Below are 26,633 nucleotides of genomic sequence, written 5' to 3'. Positions count from 1 at the left end.
TAGGACTCCCTCGCTTCAGGCACGGCCATTGGACGACGTTTGCAGCGCACGCCACACGCGCTCGGGCGTGGCCGGCATCTCCAGATGCAGCACGCCCAGCGCGTCGGTGATCGCGTTGATGACAGCTGGGGGCGAGCCGATCGCGCCGGCCTCGCCGCACCCCTTGACGCCCAGCGGGTTGTGGGTGCATGGCGTACAGGTGGTGTCCACCGCGAAGCTGGGCAGATCGTCGGCGCGCGGCATCGCGTAATCCATGTAGGAGCCCGTGAGCAGCTGTCCGCTCTCGGGATCGTAGACGCACCCTTCGAGCAATGCCTGGCCAATGCCCTGCGCCAGGCCGCCATGCACTTGTCCCTCGACGATCATCGGGTTGACGATGTTGCCGAAGTCGTCGACCGCGGTCATGGCGACGATTTCGGTCTGGCCAGTATCCGGATCGACCTCGACCTCGCAGATATGACTGCCGGCCGGATAAGTGAAGTTGGTCGGATCGTAGAATGCCGACTCGTCCAGCCCAGGCTCGAGCGATTCGAGCGGGTAGTTGTGCGGCACGTAAGCCGACAGGGCAATCTGCGCGAACGGTAGCGCCTTGTCGGTGCCCGCGACGCTGAATTTCCCGTCCTTGAACTCGATGTCGCCTTCGGCCGCCTCGAGCATGTGCGCGGCGATCTTTTTGCCCTTGGCGATCACCTTGTCGAGCGCCTTGACGATCGCCGAGCCGCCCACCGCGAGCGAGCGCGAGCCGTAGGTGCCCATCCCGAACGGCACGCGTCCGGTGTCGCCGTGCACGATGTCGACGTCCTCGTAGGCGATACCGAGCCGGTCGGCAACGATTTGCGTGAAGGTCGTCTCGTGTCCCTGCCCATGACTGTGCGAGCCGGTGAATACAGTCACCTTGCCGGTGGGATGCACGCGCACTTCGCCGGCCTCGAACAACCCGGCGCGCGCGCCGAGCTGTCCGGCGATATTCGACGGTGCCAGGCCGCAGGCCTCGATGTAGCACGAATAACCCAGTCCGCGCAGTTTGCCGCGTTGCCGGGCCGCCTCGCGGCGCGCCGGAAAACCCGCGACATCGGCCAGTTGCAGCGCCTTGTCGAGACTGGCGCCGTAATTGCCGGTGTCGTAGCACAAGGCCACAGGCGTTTGATACGGGAACTGCGTGATGAAATTGCGGCGCCGCAGCTCGACCGGATCGATCTTCATCTCGCGCGCCGCGGTCTCGACGATGCGCTCGACCACATAGGTCGCTTCGGGGCGGCCCGCGCCGCGGTAGGCATCGACCGGTGCGGTATGCGTGAAAACACCCGTGACTTCGCAGAAGATCGCCGGCGTGGTGTACTGGCCGGCGAGCAAAGTCGCATACAGGATGGTCGGCACGCTCGAGGCAAAGGTCGACAGGTAGGCGCCCAGGTTGGCCTTGGTATGCACCCGCAGGGCGAGAAACTTGCCGTTCGCGTCGAGCCCGAGCTCGGCCGTGGTCACGTGGTCGCGCCCGTGCGCGTCGGAAAGAAACGACTCGGAGCGCTCGGCGGTCCACTTGATCGGGCGATTGATTTGCTTGCTGGCCCATACCAGCGCGGTTTCCTCGGCATACAGGAAAATCTTCGAGCCGAAGCCGCCGCCCACGTCGGGCGCCACCACGCGCAGTTTGTGCTCGGGCAGGTTCAGCACGAAAGCGGCCATCAGCAGGCGTTCGACGTGCGGGTTCTGATTAGCGACATAGAGCGTGTAGCTGTCGTCGGCGCGGCTGTAGTGCGCCACCGCGGCGCGCGGCTCGATCGCATTCGGAATCAGGCGGTTGTTGACGAAGTCCAGGCGCGTGACATGCGCGGCCTTGGCCATTGCCGCGTCGACCGCCGCCTGGTCGCCCAGACTCCACACGTAGCACACGTTGTCCGGCGCGATATCGTGGACCGCCGGCGCGCCGCTGCGCACTGCGGCATCGGGCGCGACAACTGCATCCAGCGGCTCGTAATCGACGTCGACCAACTCGGCCGCATCACGCGCCTGCGCCAGCGTCTGGGCGATCACCAGCGCAACCTGGTCGCCGACATAGCGCACCGTGTCGATGGCCAGCACCGGATGCGGCGGCTCCTTCATCGGCTGGCCGTGCACGTCGGTAATCAGCCAGCCGCACGGCAAGCCGCCGATGCCGGCGCGCTTGATGTCTTCGCCCGTGAAAATCCCCACCACGCCGGGCGCCTGGCGCGCGGCGTCGAGCCGGTAGCCGCGAATGCGCGCGTGGGCGTAAGGCGAACGCACGAAGTACGCATACGTCTGCCCGTCCATCTGGACGTCGTCCGTGTACTGGCCGGCGCCGGTGAGAAAACGATAGTCTTCCTTGCGGCGCACGGCCTGGCCGATGCCGCCCGCGAGATCGGTCGTCATGGTGTCAGCCCTCCATCGCTGCCAAGCCGGCCTGCACCGCCTTGACGATGTTGTGGTAACCGGTGCAACGGCACAGATTGCCCTCCAGGGCGCGCCGAATCTCCGCTTCGCTCGGCGCCGGCTTGCGCCCGGCCAGCTCGCACGCGCTCATCACCATGCCCGGCGTGCAGAAGCCGCATTGCAGCCCGTGATGTTCGCGAAATGCCGCCTGCATCGGATGCAATGCGCCATCCGCGGCGGCCAGCCCCTCGATCGTGGTCAGCGAGGCGCCGTCGGCCTGCGCCGCCAGCATCGCGCACGACTTGACCGCGCGGCCGTCGAGCAGCACCGTGCACGCGCCGCATTGCGAGGTGTCGCAACCGACGTGGGTGCCGGTCAGGCGGAGGTTGTCGCGGATGAATTGAACCAGCAGGGTTTCGGGAGGAACTTCAGCGGTCACGGCGCGGCCGTTGACCGTCAAGGACACCTTGACTGTCATGCGTGTCTCCTCAGGTTTTGGTGAAGGCATGAACCGACAAGCAGATTTCATTGTTGTCCCAAGCCTGCTGCAACGCAAGCGCATTTTCCCGGGTTGCGGCCACCGCCTCGCGCTACCGGCCCCGTATATTCCGCGGTATACAGCGAGAGATTTGCCGCTATACTGGTTCGGGTAGGACGTGCGGCCGTCAGGCCGCGTACGTCGATTGTGCTTCGGAGCGCCCATCGGCGGGCGAACTCCGATGGGAGAAACGCATGGACAGCGTCGATCTGGAGGTTCTTAAAATTGCGGCGGCATGGACCGAGGCCGGCTATTTCGTCACCCTCGGCACGGTCGTGCGCACATGGGGCTCGGCACCTCGCCCGGTGGGCTCGATGCTGGTGATTCGCGAAGACGGCCACCTGAAGGGCTCGGTCTCGGGCGGCTGCGTCGAGGACGACATGATGGACCGCGTGCGCGGCGGCCAGTGGCCGAGCAGCACACCCGAATTGACGACTTATGGTGTATCGGCCGAGCAGGCGCAGCGCTTTGGCCTGCCGTGCGGCGGCACACTGCAGATCGTGCTCGAGCCGATCGGGGCGAAAGCGCGGCTGCGGGACCTGCTGGCGGCGATCGCCCAGTACCGGTTGGTGGTGCGGGAGCTGGATATGGCCACCGGCGAGGTTCGCATCGTGCCCGGCCATCGCACACCCGCGCTGGAATTCGATGGCCGGCGCCTGATCACTTCCCATGGACCGCGCTTTCGCCTGATCGTGATCGGCGCCGGGCAACTCTCCCGTTATGTCGCGAGCATGGCGGTGGCGCTCGACTATCACGTAATCGTCTGCGACCCGCGTGAGGAGTATGCCGAGGAATGGGATGTGCCGAATACCGAACTGGTACGAGAGATGCCCGACGACCTGATCGTGCGCTTGCGGCTGGACGCGCACAGTGCCGTCGTCACGCTGACTCACGACCCCAAGCTCGACGACATGGCCTTGCTCGAAGCGCTCAAGTCACCTGCTTTCTATATCGGCGCGATCGGTTCGCGCATCAACAATGAAAAGCGCCGCGAGCGATTGTCGCTGTTCGATCTGAGCAGCAGCGAAATCGCCCGGCTGCATGGCCCCATAGGGTTATATCTCGGCGCGCGCACGCCGGCCGAGATCGCCGTGGCGATCATGGCCGAGATGACCGCCATCAAGAACGGCATTCCGGTGCTGCAGAATTTCTCCGCCAAGGAATCGGCGCCGCTTGGCACGGCCTGCGCGACCACCGCTTGAGCGCGGCGCATCGGCGCTTGCGCGCCGGCTGCCGCCCAACAAAAAAACGCCGCCCGCGGGCGGCGCAAGTTCGCGTTGGAGACTCAATTCGATATGCCGCGCCTACCAGAAGAACGCGGCTCTGGCATGTCCGGCCTTGGAAATCGACACGTTGCGGCTGAGCTTCTTGCCGTCGTGCCGCGCCGTCACGGTGTAATTGCCGGGCGGCAGCTTGACCAGCATGAAAGGCCCTTGGGACGTCGCGTCGAGCACCGCCGTGCCATGGTTCGAAGTGATCGTGACCGGCACGTCGGCGAGGTACACGTTGCCGCTTTTCCTCTTCCCATAGAACTCGAGGGCCAGCGGGTAGTCGGGCGTGACCGCCTTGATCGCCGACGATTCGTCGCTGCCGACGCCGCCGGACAGATAGCTCACCGCGCCAGAGTGATGCACTTGCGGCAATGCCGCCGGCTCCGCCCATGCGATCTGCGCACCGCTTGCCAGCACCAACGTCGCACATGCGGCCCACCGTACCATTCCCTGTTTCATGTTCGACTCCTTTTTAGAACACCGCCTCACGGGGCCGGTGTGGGCCGGCCCCGCCCCAAGCTTCGCGGGCGGCTCACACCCGCTCAACCGAGGCCCAGATCGACCGGGATGAAGATCTGCTGGCCATCGCGTTGAATCAGCAAGGCCACGTTCTCGCCGGCAGTCTTGATCTTGGCGCTCAGTTGCGCCGCACTCCTGACCGGCGTGCCGTCGATCGACAGAATGATGTCGCCGGCCTGCACGCCCGCCTGTTCGGCCGGACCGCTGCTGCGCTCGACCAGCAGGCCGTGCGAGACCTGGGCCTCGCTCATTTCGTTCGGCGTCAGGCTGCGCACACTCACGCCAAGCTTCGTATGCGTTGTTTGACTGCCGCCATTCGACGCAAGTTCGGTCGCGTTGTACGACCCGAGCTTGACGCTCACGTGATGCTTCGCACCATCGTGCCAAACGAGCAGATCGGCGGTATCGCCTGGGCGCATGTCGGCGATCATCGCCGGCAATTGCGTCGAGTCGTCGACCTTGCTGCCATTGACCGCGAGAATCACGTCACCCGGCTTCAGGCCGGATTTCGCGGCCGGGCCGCTCTTGTCGATGGAGCTGACAAGCGCGCCGGTCGGCGAGGACAGGCCGAACGATTTGGCCAGCGGCTGGCTGACTTCCTGGATCGCTACCCCGAGACGGCCGCGCGTGACCTTGCCGTATTGCTGCAGCTGCGTCTTGACCTTCATCGCCAGATCGATCGGGATGGCGAACGAAAGACCCTGGAAGCCGCCCGTGCGGGTATAGATCATCGAGTTGATACCGATCACCTCCCCTTTGAGGTTGAACAGCGGCCCGCCGGAGTTGCCGGGGTTGACGGGCACATCGGTCTGAATGAACGGTACATAGTTCTCGTCCGGCAGCGAGCGCGACTTGGCGCTGACGATACCGGAGGTAACCGTGTTGTCGAAGCCGTACGGCGAGCCGATCGCCAGCACCCATTGGCCGACCTTGGTATCGGCCGGATTGCCGATCTTGACCGTCGGCAGGCCGGTGGCATTGATCTTGAGCAGCGCAACGTCGCTGGCCTTGTCGCTGCCGATGACCTTGGCCTTGTATTCACGCTTGTCGGTCAGCTTGACGGTGACGTGCTGCGCGCCGTCGACGACATGCGCATTGGTCAGGATATACCCATTCGGGCTCACGATAAACCCCGAGCCGAGATCCTCCGAAGGCTGGCTGTTTTGCGGTTGCTGCTGCATGCCGCCGTAAAACTGCCGGAAGAACTGATAGAACGGGTCGTTCTGATTCATCCCAGGTGGCATTTGAACCGTATTCGACTCGCTTGCGGCGCTGGCGTCGTGCAAAGCGCTGATGTTGACCACGGCCGGGCCATAGTGCTGCACGATCGAGGAAAAGTCCGGCACCATCATCTGCGGCGCCGGTTGCGACACGGTCGTTGCCGCCGCCACCGCGGGCGTGACCATGGTGGTCTCCCAGTGTTGGCGTCCCGCCAGATAGCTCGCCGACAGCGCGGCGATCACCCCGCCGGCGACCAGCGCACGCGTTAATTTCTTGGTTTGCATGAGCCTCTCCTCTAACAAAGCAGTTCGTATGACTGCAGCGTAACGAGGCAGACTTAAGGCAACCTTAACGGCAGGTTTGGATTTTGTGCGGGGATGAAACGGCCAAGGTTCCCCCCACGCCGGCATCCGCGTTCAACCAGGACCGCTCCCGCCTTCGGGCGATCGGCTTACAGCAGCGGGGCGGCAGCGGGCTCGGCGAATCGCACGCTCACGCACAGGCCGCGGCCATCGGCGCCGTCGCTCAGGATGACGTCGGCATGGTGGGCCTCGGCAATACGTTTGACGATCGCCAGGCCCAGGCCGCTGCCGTCGCCGGCTTGCCCGGTGCGGCGATAAAAGCGATCGAACACGCGCGGGCGCTCGTCGGCCGGAATGCCCGGCCCGGTGTCGATCACGTCGACCCGCCGCGGCGCGAGCCGGACATCGACGCGCCCGCCTTCGGGCGTGTATTTGATGGCATTGTCGATCAGATTGCCGAACAGGGTGCGCAGTGCGTCGGCATCGCCCGACACCTGAGTCGGCATCTCATCCGAGACGGCGCGCTCCAGACCCAGATCGATGCGGCGCGCTTCGGCCAGCGGCGCATAGGATGCGACAACGGCCTGCAACACATCGTCCAGATTGATTTTTTGAAGATTGCTGGGCGCTTCGGGATCTTGTCGCGCCAGCGTCAGCAACTGCTGCACCAGACGCGTGGCGCGCTGCATGCCGTGCCGCAAGTCCGCCAGCGCACCACGCCGCTCCTCGTCGTCGCTCGCGCGCTCCACGATCTGCAACTGCAGTTGCAGGGCGGTAAGCGGCGTGCGCAGTTCGTGCGCGGCGTCGGCGACGAACGCCTTTTGCTGATCCAGGGCATGCGATAGACGTTCGAGCAGGCTGTTGAGCGCCAGCACCAGCGGGCGCACCTCATCGGGCAGGCGGGTGTCGGGTAGCGGCTCGAGCGCACCCGGCGCGCGCTGATCGAGCGCGTGCGCGACCCGTCGGAGCGGACGCAGGCCGCGTCCGACGATCAGCCACACCAGCAACGCCAGGACTGGTACGAGTATGACCAATGGCAGCAGCGTACGCACCGCCAGCGCAGCAGCCAGCGTATCGCGCACGCTCATCGGCTGCGCCAGCTGCACGACGTTGTGCCCGACCACGGCGCCGTAGACGCGCCAGTCGCCCTGGGGCGTGCTGATGGTGTTGAAGCCGAGTTCGGCCCGGTGCGGCAATGGCGCGCGCGGATGCGAATAATAGAGCTGCACGCCATTGCGGCTCCAGATCTGGATGACCAGCCCGCCCTCGCTGTCACGCATGCCGGGTACCGAGGAGAACGCCTCCGGCGGCAGTGACAGGGCCATCTGCTGCAATTGAAAATCGAACAGCTCATTGGCTTGCCACAACGCCTGCCGGTAGATGGCCACGCCGGCCAGCACCAGCGCCAGCAGCATCGTCAGCAGCAGGCTGACCAGCAATTCGCGCCGGATCGAGCGCATCGCACGCATCATTGCGCGGCGCCGGCGGGCGCCACCATGTAGCCGACGCCGCGCACGGTGCGGATCCAGTCTCCGCCGAGTTTCTTGCGCAAGCCGTGAATGTAGACCTCGACCGTATTGCTGCTCACTTCCTCGCCCCAGCCATAGAGTTTTTCCTCGAGCTGACTTTTCGAGAGTACTGCGCCGGGGCGCATCAGCAACGCCTCGAGCAATGCGTATTCGCGCGCCGACAGCGGCACCGGCCGCTCGTCGAGGCTGACCGCGTGCGCCGCCGGATCCAGTGTCAGCGCGCCATGGCGGATCACCGGCTCGCTGCGCCCGGCGTGGCGGCGCAGCAGCGCGCGCATGCGTGCTGCCAGCTCGTCGAGCTCGAACGGCTTGACGAGATAGTCGTCGGCCCCGGCATCCAGGCCCAGCACGCGTTCCTTGACCGCATCGCGTGCGGTCACCACCAGCACCGGCAACGTCTTGCCCGCCGCGCGCAGCGTGCGCAGCACGTCGATGCCGTCGCGCTTTGGCAACCCAAGATCGAGCAGCACGCCATCGTAAGGCTGGAGGTCGACGGCATTGAGCGCCTGCTGCCCATCGGCCACCCAGTCGACCGTCCAGCCATCCTGACGCAAGCCCTTGCTCACGGCCTCGGCAATCATGCGATCGTCTTCCACCAGCAAAATCCGCATCGCGCTTGCTCCCATTGCTTTATCGAATCGTCGGTTGCCGGCCATTTTATCTACAATGACGGCTGCCCTACCCAATCCGTTCGATCCAGCGATTTGCTCATGCGTTCCAAATTCCTGTTTGCCCCCTTGCTCTGCGCTGTCTGCGCCCTCGGTCTGATCGGTGCGCCGCAAAGCCAGGCCCACGGCAAGCAGGCGCGCCATCGTCCGCCTCACGCGCTCGCGCGGCATACCGGCCTGCCGCCGCAACTCGCTCGCCTGCTGGCCGCGTCACGGCTGCCGGCCGCCCACGTCAGCCTCTACGTGGCACCGATCGGCGACGCCGATGCGACACGCCGCGCGAGCCCCCGGCCCCTGCTGTCCCTGAACGCCAATTTGCCGCGCAACTCCGCCTCGACCATGAAACTGGTCACCACGGCGGCCTCGCTCGATCTGCTCGGTCCGGATTATCGATGGCGCACGGCCACCTACACCGATGGCGTGATCGAGAACCGCGTGCTGCACGGCAATCTCTATGTACGGGGCACGGGCGATCCCAAGCTGGTGCCCGAAGAGATGGTCAAGCTGGTCGCCGACATTCGCGATGCCGGCATCGACCGGATCGACGGCGACCTGGTGCTCGACCGCAGCTATTACGGCCCCGGCATCCGCGATGGCGGGCCGATCGACGACGGACTCGACCGTCCGTATAACGTTTCTCCAGATCCGTTGCTGTATGCATTCAAGGCGCTGTCGTTCAGTTTCGATGCGAGCGCCGGGCAAGGCGTCGATATCAGCGTGCTGCCGCCGCTGTCGCCACTGACCATCGACAACGGCTTGACTGCCGTCGGCGGGCCCTGCGGCGATTGGCTCAGCCGCATCCATCCGCGACTCGAGGCCGACGCGAACGGCGCACTGGTGGCACATTTCTCGGGCGGCTACCCGGTGTCGTGCGGCGCCCAGCAGTGGAACGTCGCCGCACCTGACGCCAACCAGTTTTTCCTCGACGGTTTCCGTGCGCTCTGGTTAGCCGCCGGCGGACAGCTAGACGGCGGTGTGCGCGACGGTGTGGTGCCGCCCGGCGCCCGCCTGGTTGCGTCGTATCGCGGCCAGACCCTGGCGCAGGCGATCTACGACATGAACAAGTTCAGCAATAACGTGATGGCACGCCAGATCTTCCTGACCCTGGGCGCGCGCGAGGAGAGGCCGCCTGCGACGCTCGACAAAGCACGTCAGGCGGTTCACGCCTGGCTGGCGCAAGCCCGTCTGTCGATGCCTGGCCTGGTGCTGGACAACGGCTCCGGCCTGTCGCGCCGTGCGCGTATTACCGCGGCCGACATGGGCCGGCTGCTGCAGTACGCGATCAATCGTCCGACCGGCCAGCAGTTCATGCAGAGCCTGCCGCTGGTGGGCGTCGACGGCACGATGCGCAATCGGCTCCGGGGCGACGGCGTAAGCGGCAATGCCTACGTCAAGACCGGCACGCTCGATGACGTGCGTGCCATCGCCGGCTACGTCGGCACCGCCGCGGGCAGCAGCTATGTGGTGGTGGGCATCGTCAACGACCCGCAGGCGCGCGACGGCATTGCGCTGCTCAATGGGCTGCTCGACTGGGTTTACCACCACGCGCCGTAATACGCCGGCGCGAGCGGCGAAATTTCGAAGCATTACTCTACATGCCGCAGCGCGCGCGCTCGGCTGCGCATGCCATCATGCGGGCAAACCGACAATACCGAGCGGCACAACCAGCCGCCAGGAGACGCGCGTGCATTTCGACCCCGAACTCATTTTGCTGGCCCTCGCGCCGGTATTCCTGCTGTGCATCGGCTGGGAGGCGTGGTATTGGCGACGCCGCCAGCAGCCCATCTACTCGTTGACCGACACTGTCAGTAACGCGGCGCTGGCGCTGATGCATCAGGGGGCCGACAAGCTGGCCTGGCTCTTCGTGATTCCGGTCTATGCGTGGATCTACACGCACTACCGGATCTTCACGATGCGCCCGGGCTGGGTCGAATTCCTGCTGCTGTTCCTGGTGCAGGACCTGCTGTACTACGTGTTCCATCGCGCCAGCCACCGCGTGCGCTGGCTGTGGGCCGCGCATGTCGTGCACCATTCGTCGACCCGCCTGAATCTCTCGACCGCGTTCCGGCAGAGCCTGATGTACCCGGTGGCCGGCATGTGGCTGTTCTGGGCGCCAATGGCGCTGCTGGGTTTTCCACCGCGCCAGATCGTCGCCATCGTGCTGTTGAATCTTGCATTTCAGTTTTTCGTGCACACCCAGGCCATCCCCCGGCTCGGCTGGCTCGAATACGTGTTCAACACGCCGTCGATCCATCGCGTCCATCATGCACGCAATCCGCGCTACATCGACCGCAATTACGCCGGTGTGCTGGTGATCTGGGATCGTCTGTTCGGCTCGTTCGTGCCAGAGAACGAGGCCGACCCATGCGAGTATGGCATCGTCGAGCAAATTCATTCGCACAACCCGGTGACGCTCACCTTCCACGAATGGCGCGCTATGCTACGGGATTTTCTATTGTTGCCGGGTTGGAAAAATAAATGGATGGCGGTGTTCGGGCCGCCCGAGTGGCGCCGTCGGCGTACCGACCTGCCGTCGTGATCCACGGGGAGAACTGATTGGAATACGGGGAATATGTCCGCTACGACGGACTCGGGCTGGCCGATCTGGTGCGCCGGCGCGAAGTCAGTGCGGCCGAATTGCTGGAGGCGGCGCTCGCGCGCGCGGCAGCGGTCAATCCGGCACTCAATGCAATCGTGATTCCGATGACCGAGATTGCCCGCCAGAGGACTGGCGAGGCGTTGCACGGGCCGTTCGCCGGCGTGCCGTTTTTGCTCAAGGATCTGCTGCAGGATTATGCCGGCGCGCCAAGCACCTCCGGCAGCCGCGCTTTCAAGGACGCCGATTACCGACCGGCGGTGCACGCCGAAATCGTCAAGCGCTGGCTGAACGCGGGGGTGGTGGTATTCGGTCGCACCAATTCTCCTGAATTCGGCAGCAAGGCGGTCACCGAACCGCTGGCCTGGGGCCCGACGCGCAACCCCTGGAACCTCGAGCATGTCTCGGGGGGATCTTCGGGCGGCTCGGCCAGCGCGGTCGCCGCCGGCATCGTGCCGATCGCCGGCGCCAGCGACGGCGGCGGTTCGATCCGTATTCCCGCCTCGTATTGCGGCCTGTTTGGCTTCAAGCCCGGGCGCGGACGCACGCCATGGGGCCCCGACCTGGGCGAGCAGATGCACGGCGCGGCAATGACCCACGTGCTCACGCGTTCGGTGCGCGACAGCGCCGCCATGCTCGATGCGACTCACGGCCCGGAACCGGCCTCGCTGTATGTGCCGGCGCCGCCGGCCGGCTCGTATCTGGCCGAGGTATCTCGCGAGCCCGAACCGTTGCGCATCGCCTTCATGACGCGCTCGCCGATCGACACGCCGCTCCATCCCGAGGCCGTCGACGCAGTGGAGCGCACCGCCAGTTTGCTCGACTCGCTGGGGCATGACGTCGAGCCGGCCGCGCCGGCAATCGACGGACACCAGTTGGCGCGCGATTTCATGACGATCTGGTTCGCCGTCACCGCCCATGTTCTAGGCCAGGCGCAGACCCTTCTTGGATGCGGCCGTCATGGCTTCGAGCCCGACACGCTGTCGCTCGCGGCGATGGGCCGCGCCACGCGCGCCGATGAGTATTACGGTGCTTACGAACGCGTCAATCGTGTGGCTCGCCAGTTGGGTGAATTCCACCAGCGCTTCGATCTGCTCTTGACGCCTACCGTGGCCCACCCGCCGCCGCATATCGGCGAGGTGACCACGCCGGCCTGGCGGGGCGCGGCGTTACGCCTGCTGACGGCGCTTGGGCAGGCGCGTCCGATCTTGCGTTCGGGCGTGGTGCATGACATCGCGCTGCGCAATCTGCGCTGGGTGCCATTTACGCAACTGGCCAACATGACGGGTGTGCCGGCGATGTCGATGCCGTTGCATTGGACTGCCGACGGGCTGCCGATGGGCGTGCAATTCATCGCGCCGGCCGGCGCCGAGGGCATGCTGTTTCGCCTCGCCGGACAATTGGAGCGGGCCCGGCCGTGGTTCGACCGGGTGCCGGAGGTGGCGCGCTCAGTCGGCTGAAAAGGCCGCGGCTGCGCGCTGCAGGCGGTCGTCGACCGCCGCCCACTCGGGGCGAGCCGGCAGGCGCTCGAACAGGATATGGGAGACACCGGCCGCATCGAGCTGGCGCAGCAGCGCGTAGAGCGCGCTGGCCAGCGCGGCCGGCTCGGCCGGCAATTGCACGGCGAGAATGCCATCGCCGTGCACCGTTGCCAGCGTTGCCTCGAATGCCGCGACGGCGACGCGCTCGCCGGGACGGCGCACCGACAGCGCGGCCGGCAAGGCGGGCGCATCGAACAGAAACAGCGGCGTGCGCGGCGCGTAATGCGCCTTCAGGGTGCCCGAGGCGCGTGGCGCGTCGCTGTCGGTCTGCGGCATGCGCGGCACCTCGCCGATTACCTCGGCAATCTGCTCCGGTGTGATGTGCCCCGGGCGCAGCAGCGCCGGGAACCCGCGCGACAGATCGAGAATGGTCGACTCGATGCCGACCGGCGTGGCGCCGCCGTCGAGCACGTGCACCTTGACGCCGGGCAGGCCCTCGAACTCATCGCGCACATGCTGCGCGGTGGTCGGGCTCACGCGCCCGAAGCGATTGGCCGATGGCGCCGCCACACCGCCGCGGCCCTGTTTGAATGCCCGTAGCAGCGCCTGCGCGACCGGATGGGACGGGCAACGCAAACCCACTGAGTCCTGCCCCCCGCTGACCGCCGGGTGGATATGCGGCGCGCGCTTGAGGATCAACGTCAGCGGGCCGGGCCAGAACGCATCGATCAGCGCCCGTGCGGCCGGCCCGATGGCATCGCTCCAGTAGCCGGGGTCCGCGCCGGGTGCCAGATGCACGATCACCGGGTGATCGGCGGGCCGCCCCTTGGCCGCATATATCGCGGCGACCGCCTGCGGATTCTCGGCGTCGCCGCCCAGACCGTAAACCGTCTCGGTGGGAAAGGCGACGAGTTCGCCCGCTTCCAGCAGATCGGCTGCCTGGCGAATTTCTTCCTGGGTCGGCATCATGAGAGGTCGGCGCTCACGCATCCAGGGGGATGCACAGCAAGCGGGCAGCGTCGCGCGCGGCCTCGCATGCCTCGTCGAGCGTCTGCGCGGCAAAGGTGATGTGGCCCATTTTGCGGCCCGCACGGGCCTCTTCCTTGCCATACAGATGCAGCCGCGCCGACGGCAGCGCCGTCACTTCGTGCCAGCGCGGCGTGATCGGATTGCCCTGCGCGAACCACACATCGCCCAGCACATTGAGCATCACCGCCGGCGAATGCTGGCGCGTGTCGCCCAGCGGCAGTCGCGTCATCGCCCGCACTTGCTGCTCGAACTGACTGGCGGCGCATGCATCGATGGTGTAGTGCCCGCTGTTGTGCGGACGCGGCGCCATTTCGTTGGCCACCAGCGAGCCGTCGCGCAGCACGAAAAACTCCACGCACAGCACGCCGACGTAATCCATCCGGGCGGCGATCGCCTGCGCAGCGTCGCGCGCGGCCTGCCGCACGATCTCGCTGGCATCGGGCGCCGGCACCGTGGTGGTGGCCAGAATGCCGTTGGCATGCACGTTCTGCGCAAGCGGGTACGCGGCCACCGCGCCGTCGACGCCGCGCGCGATCAGCACCGATACTTCGAACGCCAGTGCCAGGCGCTTTTCGAGCACGCATGGCACGCCGTTCATCGACGCATGTGCGGCACGCACGTCGGCCGCGCTGTCGACGCGCACCTGCCCCTTGCCGTCATAGCCCAGACGGGCGGTCTTGAGAATGCCGGGCAGCACGCCGGCGAGCGCCGCGTCGTCGAGCGCGGCGAGCGCCTGGCCCGATTCGATCACCAGATGCGGCGCGACCGGCACGCCGCAGGCGGCGATAAAGCGCTTTTCAGCAATGCGGTCCTGGGCAATTGCCACGCACCGGCCGGCAGGACTGACGTTGACCTGGCGCGCCAGAAAATCGAGCGCCTGGGCCGGCACGTTTTCGAATTCGGTCGAGACGGCCTCGCACAGCGCCGCCAGCTCGGCCAGCGCTGCTTCATCGAGGTACGGCGCGCACAGATGGCGGTCGGCCACGGCGCTGGCCGGGCAGCGCGGATCGGGATCGAGCACGCAGACCTTGTATCCCATGGACTGGGCCGCGAAGCAGAACATGCGCCCTAATTGGCCGCCGCCCAACATGCCGAGCCAGGCACCCGGAAGAATCGGTTCAGGTTTCATCGTTTTTACGTGTGGGGTCGCCGCCTCCCGCGAGGCGGACGGTCAAACCGCCAACCTCAGGGCTGCGGCAACTGCATGCCGCGCGCCGCTTCGGTCTGGCGCGCGCGAAACTGTTCCAGGCGCTCGGCCAGATCGGCGTCGCCGGCGGCCAGCAAGGCGATCGCGCACAGCGCCGCATTGGCCGCGCCAGCCTCGCCGATGGCGAAGGTCGCCACCGGAATCCCTTTGGGCATTTGCACGATCGACAGCAGCGAGTCTTCGCCGCGCAGGTATTTGCTGGGCACCGGCACGCCCAGCACCGGCACGATCGTCTTGGCCGCCAGCATGCCCGGCAGGTGCGCGGCGCCGCCGGCGCCGGCAATGATCGCGCGCAGGCCGCGCGAGCGCGCCTGCTCGGCGTAACGGTACATGTCGTCGGGCATGCGGTGCGCCGAGACGACCCGCGCCTCGAACGGTATGCCGAATTCGCGCAGAATCGCGGCAGCGTGTTGCATCACGTCCCAGTCGGAACTGGAGCCCATCACGACGCCCACCAGCGGCGCCTGGGCAGACTGGGCAGCGGGTGCGGCGGCTTGTTCAGTAGCAGTCATGTCGGCGCCGCCCATTACTTCAAGGCCTGGCCGGTCAGGCGCTCGAGCGCTTCGCGGTATTTGGCGGCGGTTTTCTCGATCACCTCGGCCGGCAACCTGGGCGCGGGCGGCTCCTTTTTCCACGGCTGGGTTTCCAGCCAGTCGCGCACGAACTGCTTGTCGAACGACGGCGGATTGCTGCCCACCACGTAGGAGTCGGCCGGCCAGAATCGTGATGAATCGGCGGTCAGGATCTCATCCATCAGGTACAGCTCGCCCTGGTCGTCCAGACCGAACTCGAATTTGGTGTCGGCGATCAGGATGCCGCGCGTGGCGGCGTATTCGGCGGCTTCGCGATACAGGCGGATACTGATGTCGTGAATGCGCTCGGCCAGCGCCGGGCCGATGCGCCGCTGCATTTCGTCGAACGTGATGTTTTCGTCGTGATGCCCCATTTCGGCCTTGGCCGCCGGGGTGAAGATCGGCTCCGGCAGGCGCTGGGCGTTTTGCAGGCCGGCCGGCAGCTTGACGCCGCACACCGCACCGCTGGCTTGATAGTCTTTCCAGCCGCTGCCCGCCAGGTAGCCGCGCACTACCGCCTCGACCAGGATCGGCTTGAGCCGCTTGACCACCATCGCCCGGCCCTCGACCTGCGCGGCTTCGTCGGCCGCGACCACGCTGCGCGGCTCGACGCCCGTCAGGTGATTGGGCACGATATGCCCGAGCCTGGCGAACCAGAATTCGGCCATTTGGTTGAGCACCCGCCCCTTTCCGGGAATCGGCTCGCCCATCACGACGTCGAACGCCGACAGCCGATCGGTGGTGACGATCAGCAATTTGTCGTCGCCGACGGCGTAGTTGTCGCGCACCTTGCCACGCGAGAGCAGCGGCAGGCTGGTGAGATGGGATTCGTAGAGGGCTGGGATGGCGTTGGCAGTCACGGCGGGCTCGTTCAAGAGGGAGCAAAGAGCGAATTATACTCGTCGGCCGCAAAAATGACGCCCGCGCCGGGACGGCGGCGCCGACGAAAAATCCCTCGCGGGCAGTCCGCCCGGGAGGGATTCCCGTGCATGGCCGGGCAAGGTGCCCGGCCGCGATTTGCCGTTATCGGCTTACTGGACGATCTGCGCGAGCTCGCCCTTGGTGTAGCGCTCGGCCATTTTTTCGAGCGCCACCGGTTTGATCCGGGCGCCTTGCCCTTCGCAGCCGAAGGCCAGATAGCGGGCCTTGCAGATTTGTTTGGCGGCTTCGCGGGCCGGCTTGAGATAGTCGCGCGGATCGAACTTGCCCGGATTCTCGAACAGGAAGCGGCGCACCGCACCGGTCATCGCCAGCCGGATGTCGGTATCGATGTTGACCTTGCGCACGCCGTGCTTGATGCCTTCCTGGATTTCCTCGACCGGCACCCCGTAGGTTTCCTTCATGTCGCCGCCGAACTGGCGAATCTCGGCCAGCAGCTCCTGCGGCACCGACGACGAGCCGTGCATCACCAGATGGGTATTCGGGATGCGGCGGTGGATTTCCTTGATGCGCTCGATGGCGAGAATGTCGCCCGTCGGCTTGCGGCTGAACTTATAGGCGCCGTGCGAGGTGCCGATGGCGATGGCCAGCGCGTCGCATTGCGTCTGCTTGACGAAATCGGCGGCCTGATCGGGGTCGGTCAGCAACTGCTCGCGGGTCATCGTGCCCTCGGCGCCGTGCCCGTCTTCCTTGTCGCCCTTCATGGTTTCGAGCGAGCCCAGCACGCCCAGCTCGGCTTCGACGGTCACGCCGATCGCGTGCGAGAACGCCACCACCTGGCGCGACACCTCGACGTTGTATTCATAGGTGGCAACCGATTTGCCGTCGGCCTGCAGCGAGCCGTCCATCATCACGCTGGTAAAGCCACTGCGGATCGCCGCCATGCACACCGCCGGCGACTGGCCGTGATCCTGGTGCATCACGACCGGCACGTGCGGATAGGCTTCGACCGCCGCGTCGATCAGATGACGCAAAAACGCTTCGCCGGCATATTTGCGGGCCCCGGCCGAGGCCTGCATGATGACCGGCGCGCCGACTTCGTCGGCCGCGGCCATGATGGCCTGCACCTGCTCGAGGTTGTTAACATTGAAGGCCGGCAAGCCGTAGCTGTGCTCGGCGGCGTGGTCAAGCAGTTGCCGCATGGATACGAGAGGCATGGTTATCTCCTTGATGCAAATAAATTCAGTAGCGAATCGGTCAGTGGCGCCCTTGCGCGTGTCTCAGACCCGCCCGACCTGGACGATTTTCAGGGTGTTGCTGCCGCCTGGCTGTCCCATCGGTTCACCCACGGTGAGCACGATGGTATCGCCGCGCCGCACGATGCCATGCTCGAGCAGCAGTTGTTCGGCCTGCTTGAGCGCGACGTCGCGGTCGAGGCTGGCGTCGGCGTGCAGCGGCCGAACGTTGCGGTACAGCGCCATCTTGCGTTCGCTGGCGACCTGCGGCGTGAGCGCGAAGACCGGTACGTGGATCTTGTGGCGGCTCATCCACAGCGCGGTGGCGCCGGATTCGGTGAGCGCGACGATCGCCTTGGCACGCAGGTGATGGGCGGTGAACAAGGCCCCTGCCGCGATCGATTGGTCGATGCGGGTAAAGGTCTGGTCCATGAAATCGTGATCGAGTTCCACGTGCTCCGATTTTTCGGCTTCCAGGCAAACCGCGGCCATGGTCTCGACGGTTTCGATCGGATACTTGCCCGCGGCGGTCTCGGCCGACGTCATGACGGCATCGGTACCGTCGAGCACCGCGTTGGCGACATCGGACACCTCGGCGCGCGTGGGCACCGGATTATGGATCATCGACTCCATCATCTGGGTGGCCGTGATGACCACCTTGTTGGCCTCCCGCGCCATGCGGATCATGCGCTTTTGCAGTGCCGGCACCGCCGCATTGCCGACTTCGATGGCCAGATCGCCGCGCGCGACCATGATGCCGTCGGACGCCCCGAGAATTTCCGCCAGTGCCGGAATCGCCTCGGCGCGCTCGATCTTGGCGATCATGTGTGGCCGGATGCCATGCGGCGCGCCAGCGATATTGGCCAATTGCCGCGCCATCTCCATGTCGGTGGCGCTTTTCGGAAACGACACCGCGACGAAATCGGCCTGCAGGGCCATCGCCGTCTTGATGTCTTCCATATCCTTGGCCGTCAGCGCCGGCGCGGTCAGCCCGCCGCCCTGGCGATTGATGCCCTTGTTGTTCGAGAGCTCGCCGCCCACCTTGACGGTGGTGAAGATCTGACTGCCCATGACGCGGTCGACCACCAGTTCGATCAGGCCGTCGTTGAGCAGCAGCTTGTCGCCCGGTCTGACATCGCGCGGCAAATCGACGTAGTCGAGCCCGACCCGTTCCTGATTGCCGAGCTCGCAGGTTGCGTCGAGAATGAAGCCGGCGCCGGCCGCGAGCATGACCTTGCCTTGCTCGAACTTGCCGACACGGATCTTCGGCCCTTGCAGGTCGGCCATGATCGCCACTTCGCGCCCGGCCCGCCGAGCCGCTTCGCGCACCGCCGTGGCCCGATCGATGTGGTCCTGCGCCGTGCCGTGCGAGAAGTTCAGCCGCACCACGTCGACCCCGGCGGCGATCATGCGCTCGAGCACCTCCGGCGCACTGGAGGCCGGGCCGATGGTGGCAACGATCTTGGTGGCACGCTTCAATACGTCAACATCCATCTTGTCGTCCTCATGGTGCACTGCGGGAAACCGGCGCGAAGCACCGACACGAGCGCTCAAGCGCGTTTTTCCAGGATCTCGACGGCAGGCAGTTTCCGGCCCTCGAGGAATTCCAGGAATGCGCCGCCGCCAGTTGAAATATAGTCAATTTGATTGGCGATCCCGTATTTGGCAATCGCCGCCAGCGTATCGCCGCCGCCGGCGATCGAGAAGGCCGACGACGCGGCGATCGCGCGCGCCAGCGTTTCGGTTCCGTGGCCGAACTGGTCGAATTCGAATACGCCGACCGGGCCGTTCCAGACAATCGTGCCGGCCTTGGCGAGCTGTTCGGCGAGTGCTTGCGCGGATTTCGGACCGATATCGAGAATCATGTCGTCGGGCGCGACGTCGCGGGCGTCCTTGACCGTGGCCGAGGCGTCGGCGCTGAATTCCTTTGCGCACACGACGTCCACCGGGATCGGCACCGACGCGCCGCGCTTGGCCATGGTGTCGATGATCGACTTGGCTTGTTCGACCAGATCGGCCTCGGCCAGCGATTTGCCGATCGGCAGCCCCGCAGCGAGCATAAAGGTATTGGCGATGCCGCCGCCCACGATCAGTTGATCGACCTTGTCGGCCAGCGACTGCAGAATGGTGAGCTTGGTCGATACCTTGGAGCCGGCAACGATCGCCACCAGCGGCCGCGCGGGCTGCCCGAGCGCCTTGCCCAGCGCATCGAGTTCGGCCGCCAGCAGCGGACCGGCGCAGGCCACCGGCGCATATTGGGCGATGCCGTAGGTGGTGGCTTCGGCGCGATGCGCCGTGCCGAACGCATCGTTCACGTAGATATCGCACAGCTTGGCCATCTTGCGGGCCAGCTCGTCGTTATTCTTTTTCTCGCCCTTGTTCAACCGGCAGTTTTCCAGCAGCACGACCTGTCCCGCCGTGACATCGAAGCCGCCGTCGACCCACTGGCTGATCAGCTTGACCTCGCAACCCAGCAGCTCGGACAGCCGGGCCGCCACCGGCGCCAGCGAGTCTTCGGGCTTGAACTCGCCCTCGGTCGGGCGGCCCAGGTGGGAGCTGACCATCACCGCGGCGCCCGCCTTGCGGCACATCTCGATGGCCGGCACCGAGGCGCGAATCCGCGTGTCTTCGGTAATATTGCCATGATCGTCTTGCGGCACGTTCAGGTCGGCGCGGATAAAGACACGTTGGCCGGCAACTTTGCCCTGGGCAATCAAATCGGAAAGACGCAAAACAGTGGACATGGCAAGGAAAGGAGATGAGTCGAAAAAACGACCATTTTACCTGAACCCCTATCCATAAAACGCGAATCTAGGCTCCGTATCGTCGCCCCGGAATCTGCTATAGATACAGACGAGCGACGGTAAAGACCGCCATGCCAAGCAGGATCATCTCGAGCATATTGCGCCGCCACGCATACCACGCAACGGCGAACACGCCACTGACCAGTTGCGGGTTGCCGACGGAGAATGCGAAATGGCTGTGCCAGAGCAGCGTATCGGGCACCACGATGGCCGCCAGCGCCGCCGCTGGAGCGTAGCGCAGGGCGCGCTGCACGCGCGCGGGCAGCACCACGCGCTCGCCCGCGAGCAGGAAACCCGACCGAAGCAAGATCGTCACGACCATCATCGCAACGATGGCCAGCCAGACTTCCCAGGCACTCATGAGCGCTCCTCCGTCTTGCGGCCGGACGCCGCCATCGCGTTGATCTGGCGCAACTTGACGCGTTCCGCCATCTCGTCGCACGCCATGCCCGCGGCGATTGCCGCGACCACCGCGAGCAGCAGACTCAGCCGGTAAGGCAGGTTGAATGCCAACAGCACCAGCACCGAGGAGACCAGCACGGCCATTGCGGTGGAGCGATTAATGACGGTGTGCACCAGCACCGGGATCAACGCCAGCGTACCGGCAAATTCGAGCCCCCAGGAGTCCGGAATGGCGCTGGCCAGCAGAATGCCCAGGATCGACGAAACTTGCCAGGCAACCCAATTCGTCAAAGTCAGCCCCAGGTAAAAGCTCTCCTTGCCAGGTACGTGACCTGGCTCGTACCCCTGGCGCATGAACATGACGAAGGCAATGTCGCCGTTGAGAAAACCGAGAATCACCCGCCGCCACAGCGGCAAATGTGCAAAATGCGGCTGCAGGCCCGCGCTAAAGATAAGGAAACGCAGATTTACCATCGCCGCAGTCAACAGGATCATCCACAGCGGCAGGTTGGCGGCGAATAGCGGCAACGTGGCCAGTTGGGCCGAGCCGGCGTATACGAGCAATGACATGCCAATCGCCTGCGGCAAAGTCAGCGAGGACTTGCTCATGGCGATGCCGGTCACCAGCCCCCAGGAGAAAACCGCCATCGCCGTGGGGGAAATAACTCGCATGCCGGCCAGGAAGGCGCGGCGTTCAAATTCGGGCAGGCGGTTCAGCATAGGGTGGCCGGCGGCGCGCGGCCCGGGCAGGCACGCACGGCCGAGAGGACGGCTTGTCTCGTTTCATTGTGAGCGGAATGTCGGGCATTATAGCGAATGTAAGCGAATGCTTAATAGCGTTTGCTGCTGTGCTGTCGCACGCGGACAACGCCCGGCGGGCGGCGCGAGAAGGCGACGGCACGGCAGCGGCACGGCAACGACAAGCGGCCCGCAAGGCGGGCGGCTGTTTTACAATAGCGGTCTACGGAATGGCGCGCGTGAGGCGCGCTCCAACGATCAAGATACCGCCCCCTTTCACTGGAGATCACTATGTCAATGGCCGACCGCGACGGCAAAATCTGGATGGACGGCAAGCTCATCGAGTGGCGCGATGCGAAGATTCACGTCCTGACCCACACTTTGCACTATGGCATGGGCGTCTTCGAGGGCGTCCGCGCCTACCAGACCACCGAGGGCACGGCGATTTTCCGTCTCAAGGAACACACCCGGCGGCTGTTCAATTCCGCCAAGATCTTCCAGATGGCGGTGCCGTTCGATCAAGCCACCATCGCCAACGCCCAACTCGAGGTGGTGCGGGCCAACCAGCTGGAATCCTGCTATATCCGCCCGATCATCTGGGTCGGCTCGGAAAAGCTGGGCGTCTCGGCCAAGGGCAACACGATCCACGTGGCGATTGCAGCCTGGCCGTGGGGCGCTTACCTGGGCGAAGAAGGCATGGCGCAGGGCATTCGCGTCAAGACGTCATCGTTCCAGCGCCATCATGTGAACGTGTCGCTGGTGCGCGCCAAGGCCTGTGCCTGGTATGCGAACTCGATTCTGGCCAACCAGGAAGCGACTACCGACGGCTACGACGAAGCGCTGTTGCTCGACACCGATGGCTACGTCTCGGAAGGGTCGGGCGAGAACGTGTTTATCGTGCGCGACGGCAAGATCTACACGCCCGATCTGGCCTCCTGCCTGGACGGCATCACACGCGACGCGGTAATGACGCTGGCGCGCGACCATGGCATTCCCGTCATTGAAAAGCGCATCACACGCGACGAAATGTACTGTGCCGACGAAGCCTTCTTCACCGGCACCGCCGCCGAGGTCACGCCCATTCGCGAGCTGGACAATCGCACCATCGGCGAAGGCCGGCGCGGCCCGATCACGGAAAAGCTGCAAAGCGCCTTTTTCGACGTGGTCGGGGGCAAGAATCCCAAATACAAAGAGTGGCTCACTAAAATCTAACCGATAACAAACTGCCGGCGACATCTGCGATGCGCCGGCCATTGCGTCTTTTTCTCGAGGCCCCCAATGAGTGCAGTAAAAGAAATGCCGCTGGTCGAAGTCGGCGCCGAAGATTTGCCCGTACATTGCCCGAATCCCCGCATGGAACTGTGGAATGAACATCCGCGCGTATTCATCGACGTGATGCATGGCGAAGCCGCGTGCCCCTATTGCGGCACGCGTTACCGCCTGAAAGAAGGCGCCGTCGTGAAAGGCCATCATTGAAAGCCTATCGCGCCTCCAGTCAGACACGTGCCGTGAGGCACAATGCGTAAAGCTCTGGTAATCGCCCCCAATTGGATCGGCGATGCACTGATGGCCCAACCGCTGTTCGTGCTGCTCAAACGGCTTCACCCCCGCTTGCAGATCGACGCCATCGCGCCGGGCTGGGTGGCGCCCATCCTGGAGCGCATGCCGGAGGTCGACCGCGTGGTGGCGACCGATCTGGCGCACGGCAAGCTGCAGCCGATCGCACGCTGGCAATTGGCCGGCGCGCTGGCCGACGAAGGTTATGACGCCGCCTATGTGCTGCCGAACTCGTTCAAGTCGGCGCTGATTCCGTGGCTCGCGCGTGTTCCGCTGCGCATCGGCTATACCGGCGAGCAACGCTATGGGCTGCTCAATGTGCGGCACGCCAATCCGCCCAAGACCGAGCGTCCGCCGATGGTGCGCCATTACGCCGCGCTGGCGTTCGCGCCGGGCGCCAGCCTGCCGGCCGACTTGCCAACCCCGCGCATCGACTCCGACCTGAACGAATCGGCCCGCGTCTACCAGCGCTTTGGCCTGGACTTGCGCGTGCCGCTGGTCGTGTTTTGTCCGGGCGCCGAGTACGGTCCTGCCAAGCGCTGGCCGAGCGGGCATTTCGCCGCGCTGGCGCAATTGGTCAGGCGCTCGTTTCCCTATACGCAGATCATCGCGCTGGGCTCGGCCAAAGATGGCGCGTTGGCGCAGGAAATCGCCGCGGCAGCCCCGTTCGTGCAAAATTTGTGCGGCCAGACCTCTTTGTCGGAAGCCTGTGCGATACTCGGACGAGCGAACGCCGTGGTCAGCAACGACTCCGGGCTGATGCACGTGACGGCCGCCCTGCGGCGGCCGCAAATCGCGCTGTTCGGTTCGTCCGATCCGCGGCACACGCCTCCGCTGTCGAGTGCCGCGCACGTGCTTTGGCTCCACCTGGATTGCAGTCCGTGTTTTGCACGCGAATGCCCACTCGGGCACCTGCGCTGCCTGAACGAGCTGACACCGGAGCACGCATTCGCCAACCTACGCAATTTGCTCCTGACGCAACGGTAACCGCCATGCCTCGCTTCGTTCGCCTCTTCGACGCCGCCGCTGACACCATCACCGCCTTCTACGATGCACTGCGTCGCGGGCAGACCGATCAGGCGATGCTGCTCTGGGCCAACGAGGATTTCGTCAGCTATATCCGCCCCGACGGCATGCGCCTGGCGGGCCTCGAGCAGATCCGCCAGGGGTTGGCCGAGCAACTCGCGCAAAGCGTCATTCTGATCGAGCCGGTGGAGACCGCCGAGTACGATACCGTCGGCACGGTGGTTCACACCGCCACCGAAGCGTTGCGAAGCGGCACTGGCGGGAGCGCGCCGGCTGCGCCCGCACGCCTGATTCACACCACCTATGTATTGGTGCACGACGGCGGCGATTGGCGCTTCGCCCACATCCATTCGAGCCCGCTGCCGCAGCCGGCTATCGAGCAATTCGGCTCGCTGATGCGCTCACGCCCCGACGGGTTGCACTGAGATGTCCGGCGTGCCGCCGAAGCATCTCACGGCCCGAATCGATTATCGCGCCCCAGGCTGGCTGCCTGAGGCCCACAGCCAGACGATCTACCCCGCCCTGTTTGGCCGCACGCCGACGCCCGCCTACCGGCGCGAAGAATGGTGCACGCCGGACGGCGACTTCATCGACGTCGACTGGCTTGCAACAAACGGAACGACCACCGCGCAAACACCGTTGGTGGTTCTGTTTCATGGGCTCGAGGGTGGGTCCGACAGCCACTACGCACGGGCTCTCATGGCTGCCCTGAACGCACGCGGCTGGCGCGGTGTGGTACCGCACTTTCGTGGCTGCGGTGGGCGCTTGAACCAGGCGCCACGCTTTTACCACTCGGGCGACAGCGCCGAAGCGGACTGGATTCTGCGGCGACTGCGCAGCCAGCATGCCGGCCCGATTTTCGCGGCCGGCGTCTCGCTCGGCGGCAACGTGCTGTTGTGCTGGCTGGGGCGCCAGGGTACCGACGCAAGTGCCATCGTCGATGCCGCCTGCGCGATCTCCGCACCGCTCGACCTGAATGCCGGCGGCGCCGCGCTCGGGCGAGGGTTCAATCGCATTTACACGCGCAATTTCCTGGCCACGCTCAAGAAAAAATCGCTCGCCAAACTGCTTCAGTATCCGGGCCTGTTCGATCGCGACGCCATGCTGGCCGCACCCGACCTGGCTGCCTTCGACAACGTCGTTACCGCGCCGCTGCACGGTTTTCGCGATACCCTCGACTACTGGACACGGGCTTCCAGCAAACCCCTGTTGCCGGCCATCACCTTGCCGACATTGGTGCTCAATGCCCGTAACGATCCGTTCCTGCCGGCTGCGCATTTGCCGGGTCCGGCCGAAGTCGGTGCGCATGTCGAATTGCTGCAACCAGCCCAGGGCGGACATGTCGGGTTCATGACGTCGCCCTTTCCAGGGCGCCTGTCGTGGCTGCCCGACACCGTGCTGGGCTACTTTGGAAAGTTCATTCGCCATGGATGAGATCGTCACGCAAGCGCTGGCCAAATGGCCCAACGTCCCCCACTGCTTCGGCTGGCTGGCACTCGACCGGCGCGGCATCTGGCGCATGCGCGACGAGGCCGCACAGCGTGCCGGCAGTCTGGGCGAGCCAATCCGGCATGCCGCCTTGAACGGCTTCATCAATCGCAACTATGGCTGCGATGATTCAGGTCAGTGGTATTTCCAGAATGGTCCGCAGCGCGTCTACGTTGAATTGGCTTATACGCCGTTCGTCTTGCGGCTCGATTGGCGCGACAAGGCGCCCGCGCTGACCGATCAGACGGACTCGCCGTTCGAGCCCGTCGCGTGCCTGCTCGACGACGAAGGCAATGTGCTGTTCGAGAGCGCGGCCACGGCCGGCGCACCGGCACGCATAGGCGTGCTGCACGATCACGATCTGGGGTTGCTGAGCGAGCACGATGCCCTGCCGGACGAGCTGCCCGAGCCGCCGCATGAGGCGCGGCTGCACTGGGGCACCGGCCGGATGCTGCCGCTACGGACCATCACGCGTGCCAGTATGCCTGCGCGCTACGGCTATGAACCACACCCTGCCGCAAAGCCGCGCAAGGACACCGACACGACGCGATGAGTTGCGCGCCAACGCGCGCTGCTATGATGTTCGCCATCCGAGTCGTCTCTGTACATTTTCAGTCACATGGCAAATCTCACACACTTCGACGCCACCGGTCAGGCCCATATGGTCGACGTTGGCAATAAAGATGTCACGCACCGCGTCGCGATCGCGCGCGGTACGATCGTCATGCAGCCGCAGACGCTGCAACTGATCCGCAGCGGATCCGCTAAAAAGGGCGACGTTCTTGGCGTGGCGCGCATCGCGGCGATTCAGGGCGCCAAACGCACCGCCGACCTGATCCCCCTGTGCCATCCGCTGGCGCTCACGCGCGTGGCGGTGGAGTTTCTGCTCGACGAGGCCGCCAGCGCCGTACACTGCCGCGCTCAGGTCGAAACGCTGGGCCGCACCGGGGTGGAGATGGAAGCACTGACCGCCGTGCAGGTTGGGTTGCTCACCATCTATGACATGTGCAAGGCGGTCGACCGCGGGATGACGATGACCGACGTACGCGTGCTGGAGAAGCACGGAGGCAAGTCGGGAGATTGGGTGGCGGCGTAGGAATCGCTGCAACGCCCCTCGGCTGCAGCACACGAAAAAAAAGCTCGCGTTCGCACGCGAGCTTTTTTCATGACCGGAGCGCCTGTT

26 protein-coding genes are annotated in these 26,633 nt (G+C 65.3%); 11 read left to right on the top strand and 15 right to left on the bottom strand.

The annotated features are described in order from the left end of the window. Window positions 1-15: 15 nt before the first annotated feature. Both PATSB16_RS01635 and PATSB16_RS01630 read right to left on the bottom strand, forming a co-directional pair. Entirely contained in the window at window positions 16-2,388 is a 2,373-nt protein-coding gene (locus PATSB16_RS01635) for a xanthine dehydrogenase family protein molybdopterin-binding subunit (RefSeq protein ID WP_047216151.1), read from the bottom strand. Window positions 2,389-2,392: 4 nt separating this feature from the next. Continuing rightward, complete coding sequence (locus PATSB16_RS01630; protein WP_047216150.1) at window positions 2,393-2,866, bottom strand: (2Fe-2S)-binding protein; 474 nt, start codon at window positions 2,864-2,866, stop codon at window positions 2,393-2,395. A gap of 254 nt (window positions 2,867-3,120) precedes the next feature. Here PATSB16_RS01630 and PATSB16_RS01625 point away from each other — a divergent pair, with 254 nt between their 5' ends. Beyond that, a complete protein-coding gene (locus tag PATSB16_RS01625; RefSeq protein WP_047216149.1) occupies window positions 3,121-4,128 on the top strand; it encodes an XdhC family protein in 1,008 nt (335 codons plus the stop codon). Between the two features lie 102 nt (window positions 4,129-4,230). Here PATSB16_RS01625 and PATSB16_RS01620 read toward each other — a convergent pair whose 3' ends face one another. The 4 genes from PATSB16_RS01620 to PATSB16_RS01605 form a co-directional block, all read right to left on the bottom strand. Next, window positions 4,231-4,656: a carboxypeptidase-like regulatory domain-containing protein gene (locus PATSB16_RS01620; protein WP_047216148.1), complete on the bottom strand. Its 426-nt coding sequence runs from the start codon at window positions 4,654-4,656 to the stop codon at window positions 4,231-4,233. Between the two features lie 83 nt (window positions 4,657-4,739). Then, entirely contained in the window at window positions 4,740-6,221 is a 1,482-nt protein-coding gene (locus PATSB16_RS01615; RefSeq protein WP_047216147.1) for a DegQ family serine endoprotease, read from the bottom strand. Window positions 6,222-6,388: 167 nt separating this feature from the next. After that, the gene (locus PATSB16_RS01610; protein ID WP_047216850.1) at window positions 6,389-7,699 is read right to left on the bottom strand and encodes an ATP-binding protein; all 1,311 of its coding nucleotides are present in this window, start codon (window positions 7,697-7,699) and stop codon (window positions 6,389-6,391) included. An 8-nt stretch (window positions 7,700-7,707) separates the two neighbouring features. Beyond that, window positions 7,708-8,379, bottom strand: a complete 672-nt coding sequence (locus PATSB16_RS01605) for a response regulator (RefSeq protein ID WP_047216146.1) — start codon at window positions 8,377-8,379, stop codon at window positions 7,708-7,710. A gap of 99 nt (window positions 8,380-8,478) precedes the next feature. Between PATSB16_RS01605 and dacB the strand changes: the two genes are divergently transcribed. The 3 genes from dacB (at window position 8,479) to PATSB16_RS01590 (ending at window position 12,492) form a co-directional block, all read left to right on the top strand. Beyond that, the gene (dacB, locus tag PATSB16_RS01600; RefSeq protein WP_047216145.1) at window positions 8,479-9,990 is read left to right on the top strand and encodes a D-alanyl-D-alanine carboxypeptidase/D-alanyl-D-alanine endopeptidase; all 1,512 of its coding nucleotides are present in this window, start codon (window positions 8,479-8,481) and stop codon (window positions 9,988-9,990) included. Window positions 9,991-10,120: 130 nt separating this feature from the next. Further along, window positions 10,121-10,975: a sterol desaturase family protein gene (locus PATSB16_RS01595; protein ID WP_047216144.1), complete on the top strand. Its 855-nt coding sequence runs from the start codon at window positions 10,121-10,123 to the stop codon at window positions 10,973-10,975. A 17-nt stretch (window positions 10,976-10,992) separates the two neighbouring features. Next, a complete protein-coding gene (locus tag PATSB16_RS01590; protein ID WP_047216143.1) occupies window positions 10,993-12,492 on the top strand; it encodes an amidase in 1,500 nt (499 codons plus the stop codon). Here the strand turns inward: PATSB16_RS01590 and PATSB16_RS01585 are convergent. The 9 genes from PATSB16_RS01585 to PATSB16_RS01545 all read right to left on the bottom strand — a co-directional run bounded on the left by PATSB16_RS01585 (window position 12,481) and on the right by PATSB16_RS01545 (window position 21,361). Next, entirely contained in the window at window positions 12,481-13,503 is a 1,023-nt protein-coding gene (locus tag PATSB16_RS01585) for an L-threonylcarbamoyladenylate synthase (protein WP_047216142.1), read from the bottom strand. The two genes, PATSB16_RS01590 and PATSB16_RS01585, sit on opposite strands and share 12 nt — an antisense overlap. After that, window positions 13,496-14,671 carry a 5-(carboxyamino)imidazole ribonucleotide synthase gene (locus PATSB16_RS01580; RefSeq protein ID WP_047216141.1) on the bottom strand — a complete coding sequence of 392 codons (1,176 nt, stop codon included), beginning with the start codon at window positions 14,669-14,671 and terminating at the stop codon, window positions 13,496-13,498. Before PATSB16_RS01580 ends, PATSB16_RS01585 begins: the two co-directional genes overlap by 8 nt. 56 nt (window positions 14,672-14,727) lie before the next feature. Beyond that, the gene (gene purE / locus PATSB16_RS01575) at window positions 14,728-15,261 is read right to left on the bottom strand and encodes a 5-(carboxyamino)imidazole ribonucleotide mutase (protein ID WP_047216849.1); all 534 of its coding nucleotides are present in this window, start codon (window positions 15,259-15,261) and stop codon (window positions 14,728-14,730) included. 14 nt (window positions 15,262-15,275) lie between these two features. Continuing rightward, window positions 15,276-16,166, bottom strand: a complete 891-nt coding sequence (locus PATSB16_RS01570) for a phosphoribosylaminoimidazolesuccinocarboxamide synthase (RefSeq protein ID WP_047216848.1) — start codon at window positions 16,164-16,166, stop codon at window positions 15,276-15,278. 186 nt (window positions 16,167-16,352) lie between these two features. Continuing rightward, on the bottom strand, window positions 16,353-17,417 hold the full coding sequence (fba, locus tag PATSB16_RS01565) for a class II fructose-bisphosphate aldolase (RefSeq protein WP_047216140.1): 1,065 nt from the start codon (window positions 17,415-17,417) through the stop codon (window positions 16,353-16,355). A gap of 63 nt (window positions 17,418-17,480) precedes the next feature. Further along, complete coding sequence (gene pyk / locus PATSB16_RS01560; protein ID WP_047216847.1) at window positions 17,481-18,914, bottom strand: pyruvate kinase; 1,434 nt, start codon at window positions 18,912-18,914, stop codon at window positions 17,481-17,483. Between the two features lie 71 nt (window positions 18,915-18,985). Then, window positions 18,986-20,179: a phosphoglycerate kinase gene (locus PATSB16_RS01555; RefSeq protein WP_047216139.1), complete on the bottom strand. Its 1,194-nt coding sequence runs from the start codon at window positions 20,177-20,179 to the stop codon at window positions 18,986-18,988. A gap of 97 nt (window positions 20,180-20,276) precedes the next feature. Beyond that, window positions 20,277-20,600 (bottom strand): AzlD domain-containing protein, encoded by a 324-nt coding sequence (locus PATSB16_RS01550; RefSeq protein WP_047216138.1) that lies wholly within the window; start codon window positions 20,598-20,600, stop codon window positions 20,277-20,279. Further along, window positions 20,597-21,361, bottom strand: coding sequence for an AzlC family ABC transporter permease (locus PATSB16_RS01545; protein WP_047216137.1), 765 nt, complete (start codon window positions 21,359-21,361; stop codon window positions 20,597-20,599). Before PATSB16_RS01545 ends, PATSB16_RS01550 begins: the two co-directional genes overlap by 4 nt. A gap of 309 nt (window positions 21,362-21,670) precedes the next feature. Here PATSB16_RS01545 and PATSB16_RS01540 point away from each other — a divergent pair, with 309 nt between their 5' ends. From PATSB16_RS01540 to moaC, 7 genes are all read left to right on the top strand, one after another. After that, window positions 21,671-22,591: a branched-chain amino acid transaminase gene (locus PATSB16_RS01540; protein WP_047216136.1), complete on the top strand. Its 921-nt coding sequence runs from the start codon at window positions 21,671-21,673 to the stop codon at window positions 22,589-22,591. A 66-nt stretch (window positions 22,592-22,657) separates the two neighbouring features. Beyond that, entirely contained in the window at window positions 22,658-22,855 is a 198-nt protein-coding gene (locus PATSB16_RS01535) for a zinc-finger domain-containing protein (RefSeq protein ID WP_047216135.1), read from the top strand. Between the two features lie 42 nt (window positions 22,856-22,897). Further along, window positions 22,898-23,923 carry a lipopolysaccharide heptosyltransferase II gene (gene waaF / locus PATSB16_RS01530; protein WP_047216134.1) on the top strand — a complete coding sequence of 342 codons (1,026 nt, stop codon included), beginning with the start codon at window positions 22,898-22,900 and terminating at the stop codon, window positions 23,921-23,923. Between the two features lie 5 nt (window positions 23,924-23,928). Further along, the gene (locus tag PATSB16_RS01525) at window positions 23,929-24,387 is read left to right on the top strand and encodes a YybH family protein (RefSeq protein ID WP_047216133.1); all 459 of its coding nucleotides are present in this window, start codon (window positions 23,929-23,931) and stop codon (window positions 24,385-24,387) included. 1 nt (window position 24,388) lies between these two features. Further along, window positions 24,389-25,396, top strand: a complete 1,008-nt coding sequence (locus tag PATSB16_RS01520) for a YheT family hydrolase (protein WP_047216132.1) — start codon at window positions 24,389-24,391, stop codon at window positions 25,394-25,396. Beyond that, entirely contained in the window at window positions 25,389-26,003 is a 615-nt protein-coding gene (locus PATSB16_RS01515) for a DUF2946 family protein (RefSeq protein WP_047216131.1), read from the top strand. Before PATSB16_RS01520 ends, PATSB16_RS01515 begins: the two co-directional genes overlap by 8 nt. Window positions 26,004-26,069: 66 nt before the next feature. Further along, complete coding sequence (moaC, locus tag PATSB16_RS01510; RefSeq protein ID WP_047216130.1) at window positions 26,070-26,546, top strand: cyclic pyranopterin monophosphate synthase MoaC; 477 nt, start codon at window positions 26,070-26,072, stop codon at window positions 26,544-26,546. The last annotated feature ends 87 nt before the right edge of the window (window positions 26,547-26,633 follow it).

Source organism: Pandoraea thiooxydans (assembly GCF_001931675.1).
In the GTDB taxonomy this organism is placed as follows: domain Bacteria; phylum Pseudomonadota; class Gammaproteobacteria; order Burkholderiales; family Burkholderiaceae; genus Pandoraea; species Pandoraea thiooxydans.
Note: the sequence above shows the minus strand (reverse complement) of the source record. Positions and strands in the feature narration are given on the sequence as shown.

Excerpts from the sequence above, each read along its gene's own strand:
- PATSB16_RS01620 (WP_047216148.1), bottom strand. The coding sequence starts at position 4,656 with ATGAAACAGGGAATGGTACGGTGGGCCGCATGTGCGACGTTGGTGCTG.
- PATSB16_RS01605 (WP_047216146.1), bottom strand. The coding sequence starts at position 8,379 with ATGCGGATTTTGCTGGTGGAAGACGATCGCATGATTGCCGAGGCCGTG.
- moaC (WP_047216130.1), top strand. The coding sequence starts at position 26,070 with ATGGCAAATCTCACACACTTCGACGCCACCGGTCAGGCCCATATGGTC.
- PATSB16_RS01625 (WP_047216149.1), top strand. The coding sequence starts at position 3,121 with ATGGACAGCGTCGATCTGGAGGTTCTTAAAATTGCGGCGGCATGGACC.
- PATSB16_RS01585 (WP_047216142.1), bottom strand. The coding sequence starts at position 13,503 with ATGCGTGAGCGCCGACCTCTCATGATGCCGACCCAGGAAGAAATTCGC.
- PATSB16_RS01555 (WP_047216139.1), bottom strand. The coding sequence starts at position 20,179 with ATGTCCACTGTTTTGCGTCTTTCCGATTTGATTGCCCAGGGCAAAGTT.
- PATSB16_RS01630 (WP_047216150.1), bottom strand. The coding sequence starts at position 2,866 with ATGACAGTCAAGGTGTCCTTGACGGTCAACGGCCGCGCCGTGACCGCT.
- PATSB16_RS01615 (WP_047216147.1), bottom strand. The coding sequence starts at position 6,221 with ATGCAAACCAAGAAATTAACGCGTGCGCTGGTCGCCGGCGGGGTGATC.
- PATSB16_RS01540 (WP_047216136.1), top strand. The coding sequence starts at position 21,671 with ATGTCAATGGCCGACCGCGACGGCAAAATCTGGATGGACGGCAAGCTC.
- PATSB16_RS01515 (WP_047216131.1), top strand. The coding sequence starts at position 25,389 with ATGGATGAGATCGTCACGCAAGCGCTGGCCAAATGGCCCAACGTCCCC.
- PATSB16_RS01550 (WP_047216138.1), bottom strand. The coding sequence starts at position 20,600 with ATGAGTGCCTGGGAAGTCTGGCTGGCCATCGTTGCGATGATGGTCGTG.
- PATSB16_RS01610 (WP_047216850.1), bottom strand. The coding sequence starts at position 7,699 with ATGCGCTCGATCCGGCGCGAATTGCTGGTCAGCCTGCTGCTGACGATG.
- dacB (WP_047216145.1), top strand. The coding sequence starts at position 8,479 with ATGCGTTCCAAATTCCTGTTTGCCCCCTTGCTCTGCGCTGTCTGCGCC.
- PATSB16_RS01545 (WP_047216137.1), bottom strand. The coding sequence starts at position 21,361 with ATGCTGAACCGCCTGCCCGAATTTGAACGCCGCGCCTTCCTGGCCGGC.
- PATSB16_RS01580 (WP_047216141.1), bottom strand. The coding sequence starts at position 14,671 with ATGAAACCTGAACCGATTCTTCCGGGTGCCTGGCTCGGCATGTTGGGC.
- PATSB16_RS01635 (WP_047216151.1), bottom strand. The coding sequence starts at position 2,388 with ATGACGACCGATCTCGCGGGCGGCATCGGCCAGGCCGTGCGCCGCAAG.
- PATSB16_RS01535 (WP_047216135.1), top strand. The coding sequence starts at position 22,658 with ATGAGTGCAGTAAAAGAAATGCCGCTGGTCGAAGTCGGCGCCGAAGAT.
- PATSB16_RS01520 (WP_047216132.1), top strand. The coding sequence starts at position 24,389 with ATGTCCGGCGTGCCGCCGAAGCATCTCACGGCCCGAATCGATTATCGC.
- fba (WP_047216140.1), bottom strand. The coding sequence starts at position 17,417 with ATGCCTCTCGTATCCATGCGGCAACTGCTTGACCACGCCGCCGAGCAC.
- purE (WP_047216849.1), bottom strand. The coding sequence starts at position 15,261 with ATGACTGCTACTGAACAAGCCGCCGCACCCGCTGCCCAGTCTGCCCAG.
- PATSB16_RS01525 (WP_047216133.1), top strand. The coding sequence starts at position 23,929 with ATGCCTCGCTTCGTTCGCCTCTTCGACGCCGCCGCTGACACCATCACC.
- waaF (WP_047216134.1), top strand. The coding sequence starts at position 22,898 with ATGCGTAAAGCTCTGGTAATCGCCCCCAATTGGATCGGCGATGCACTG.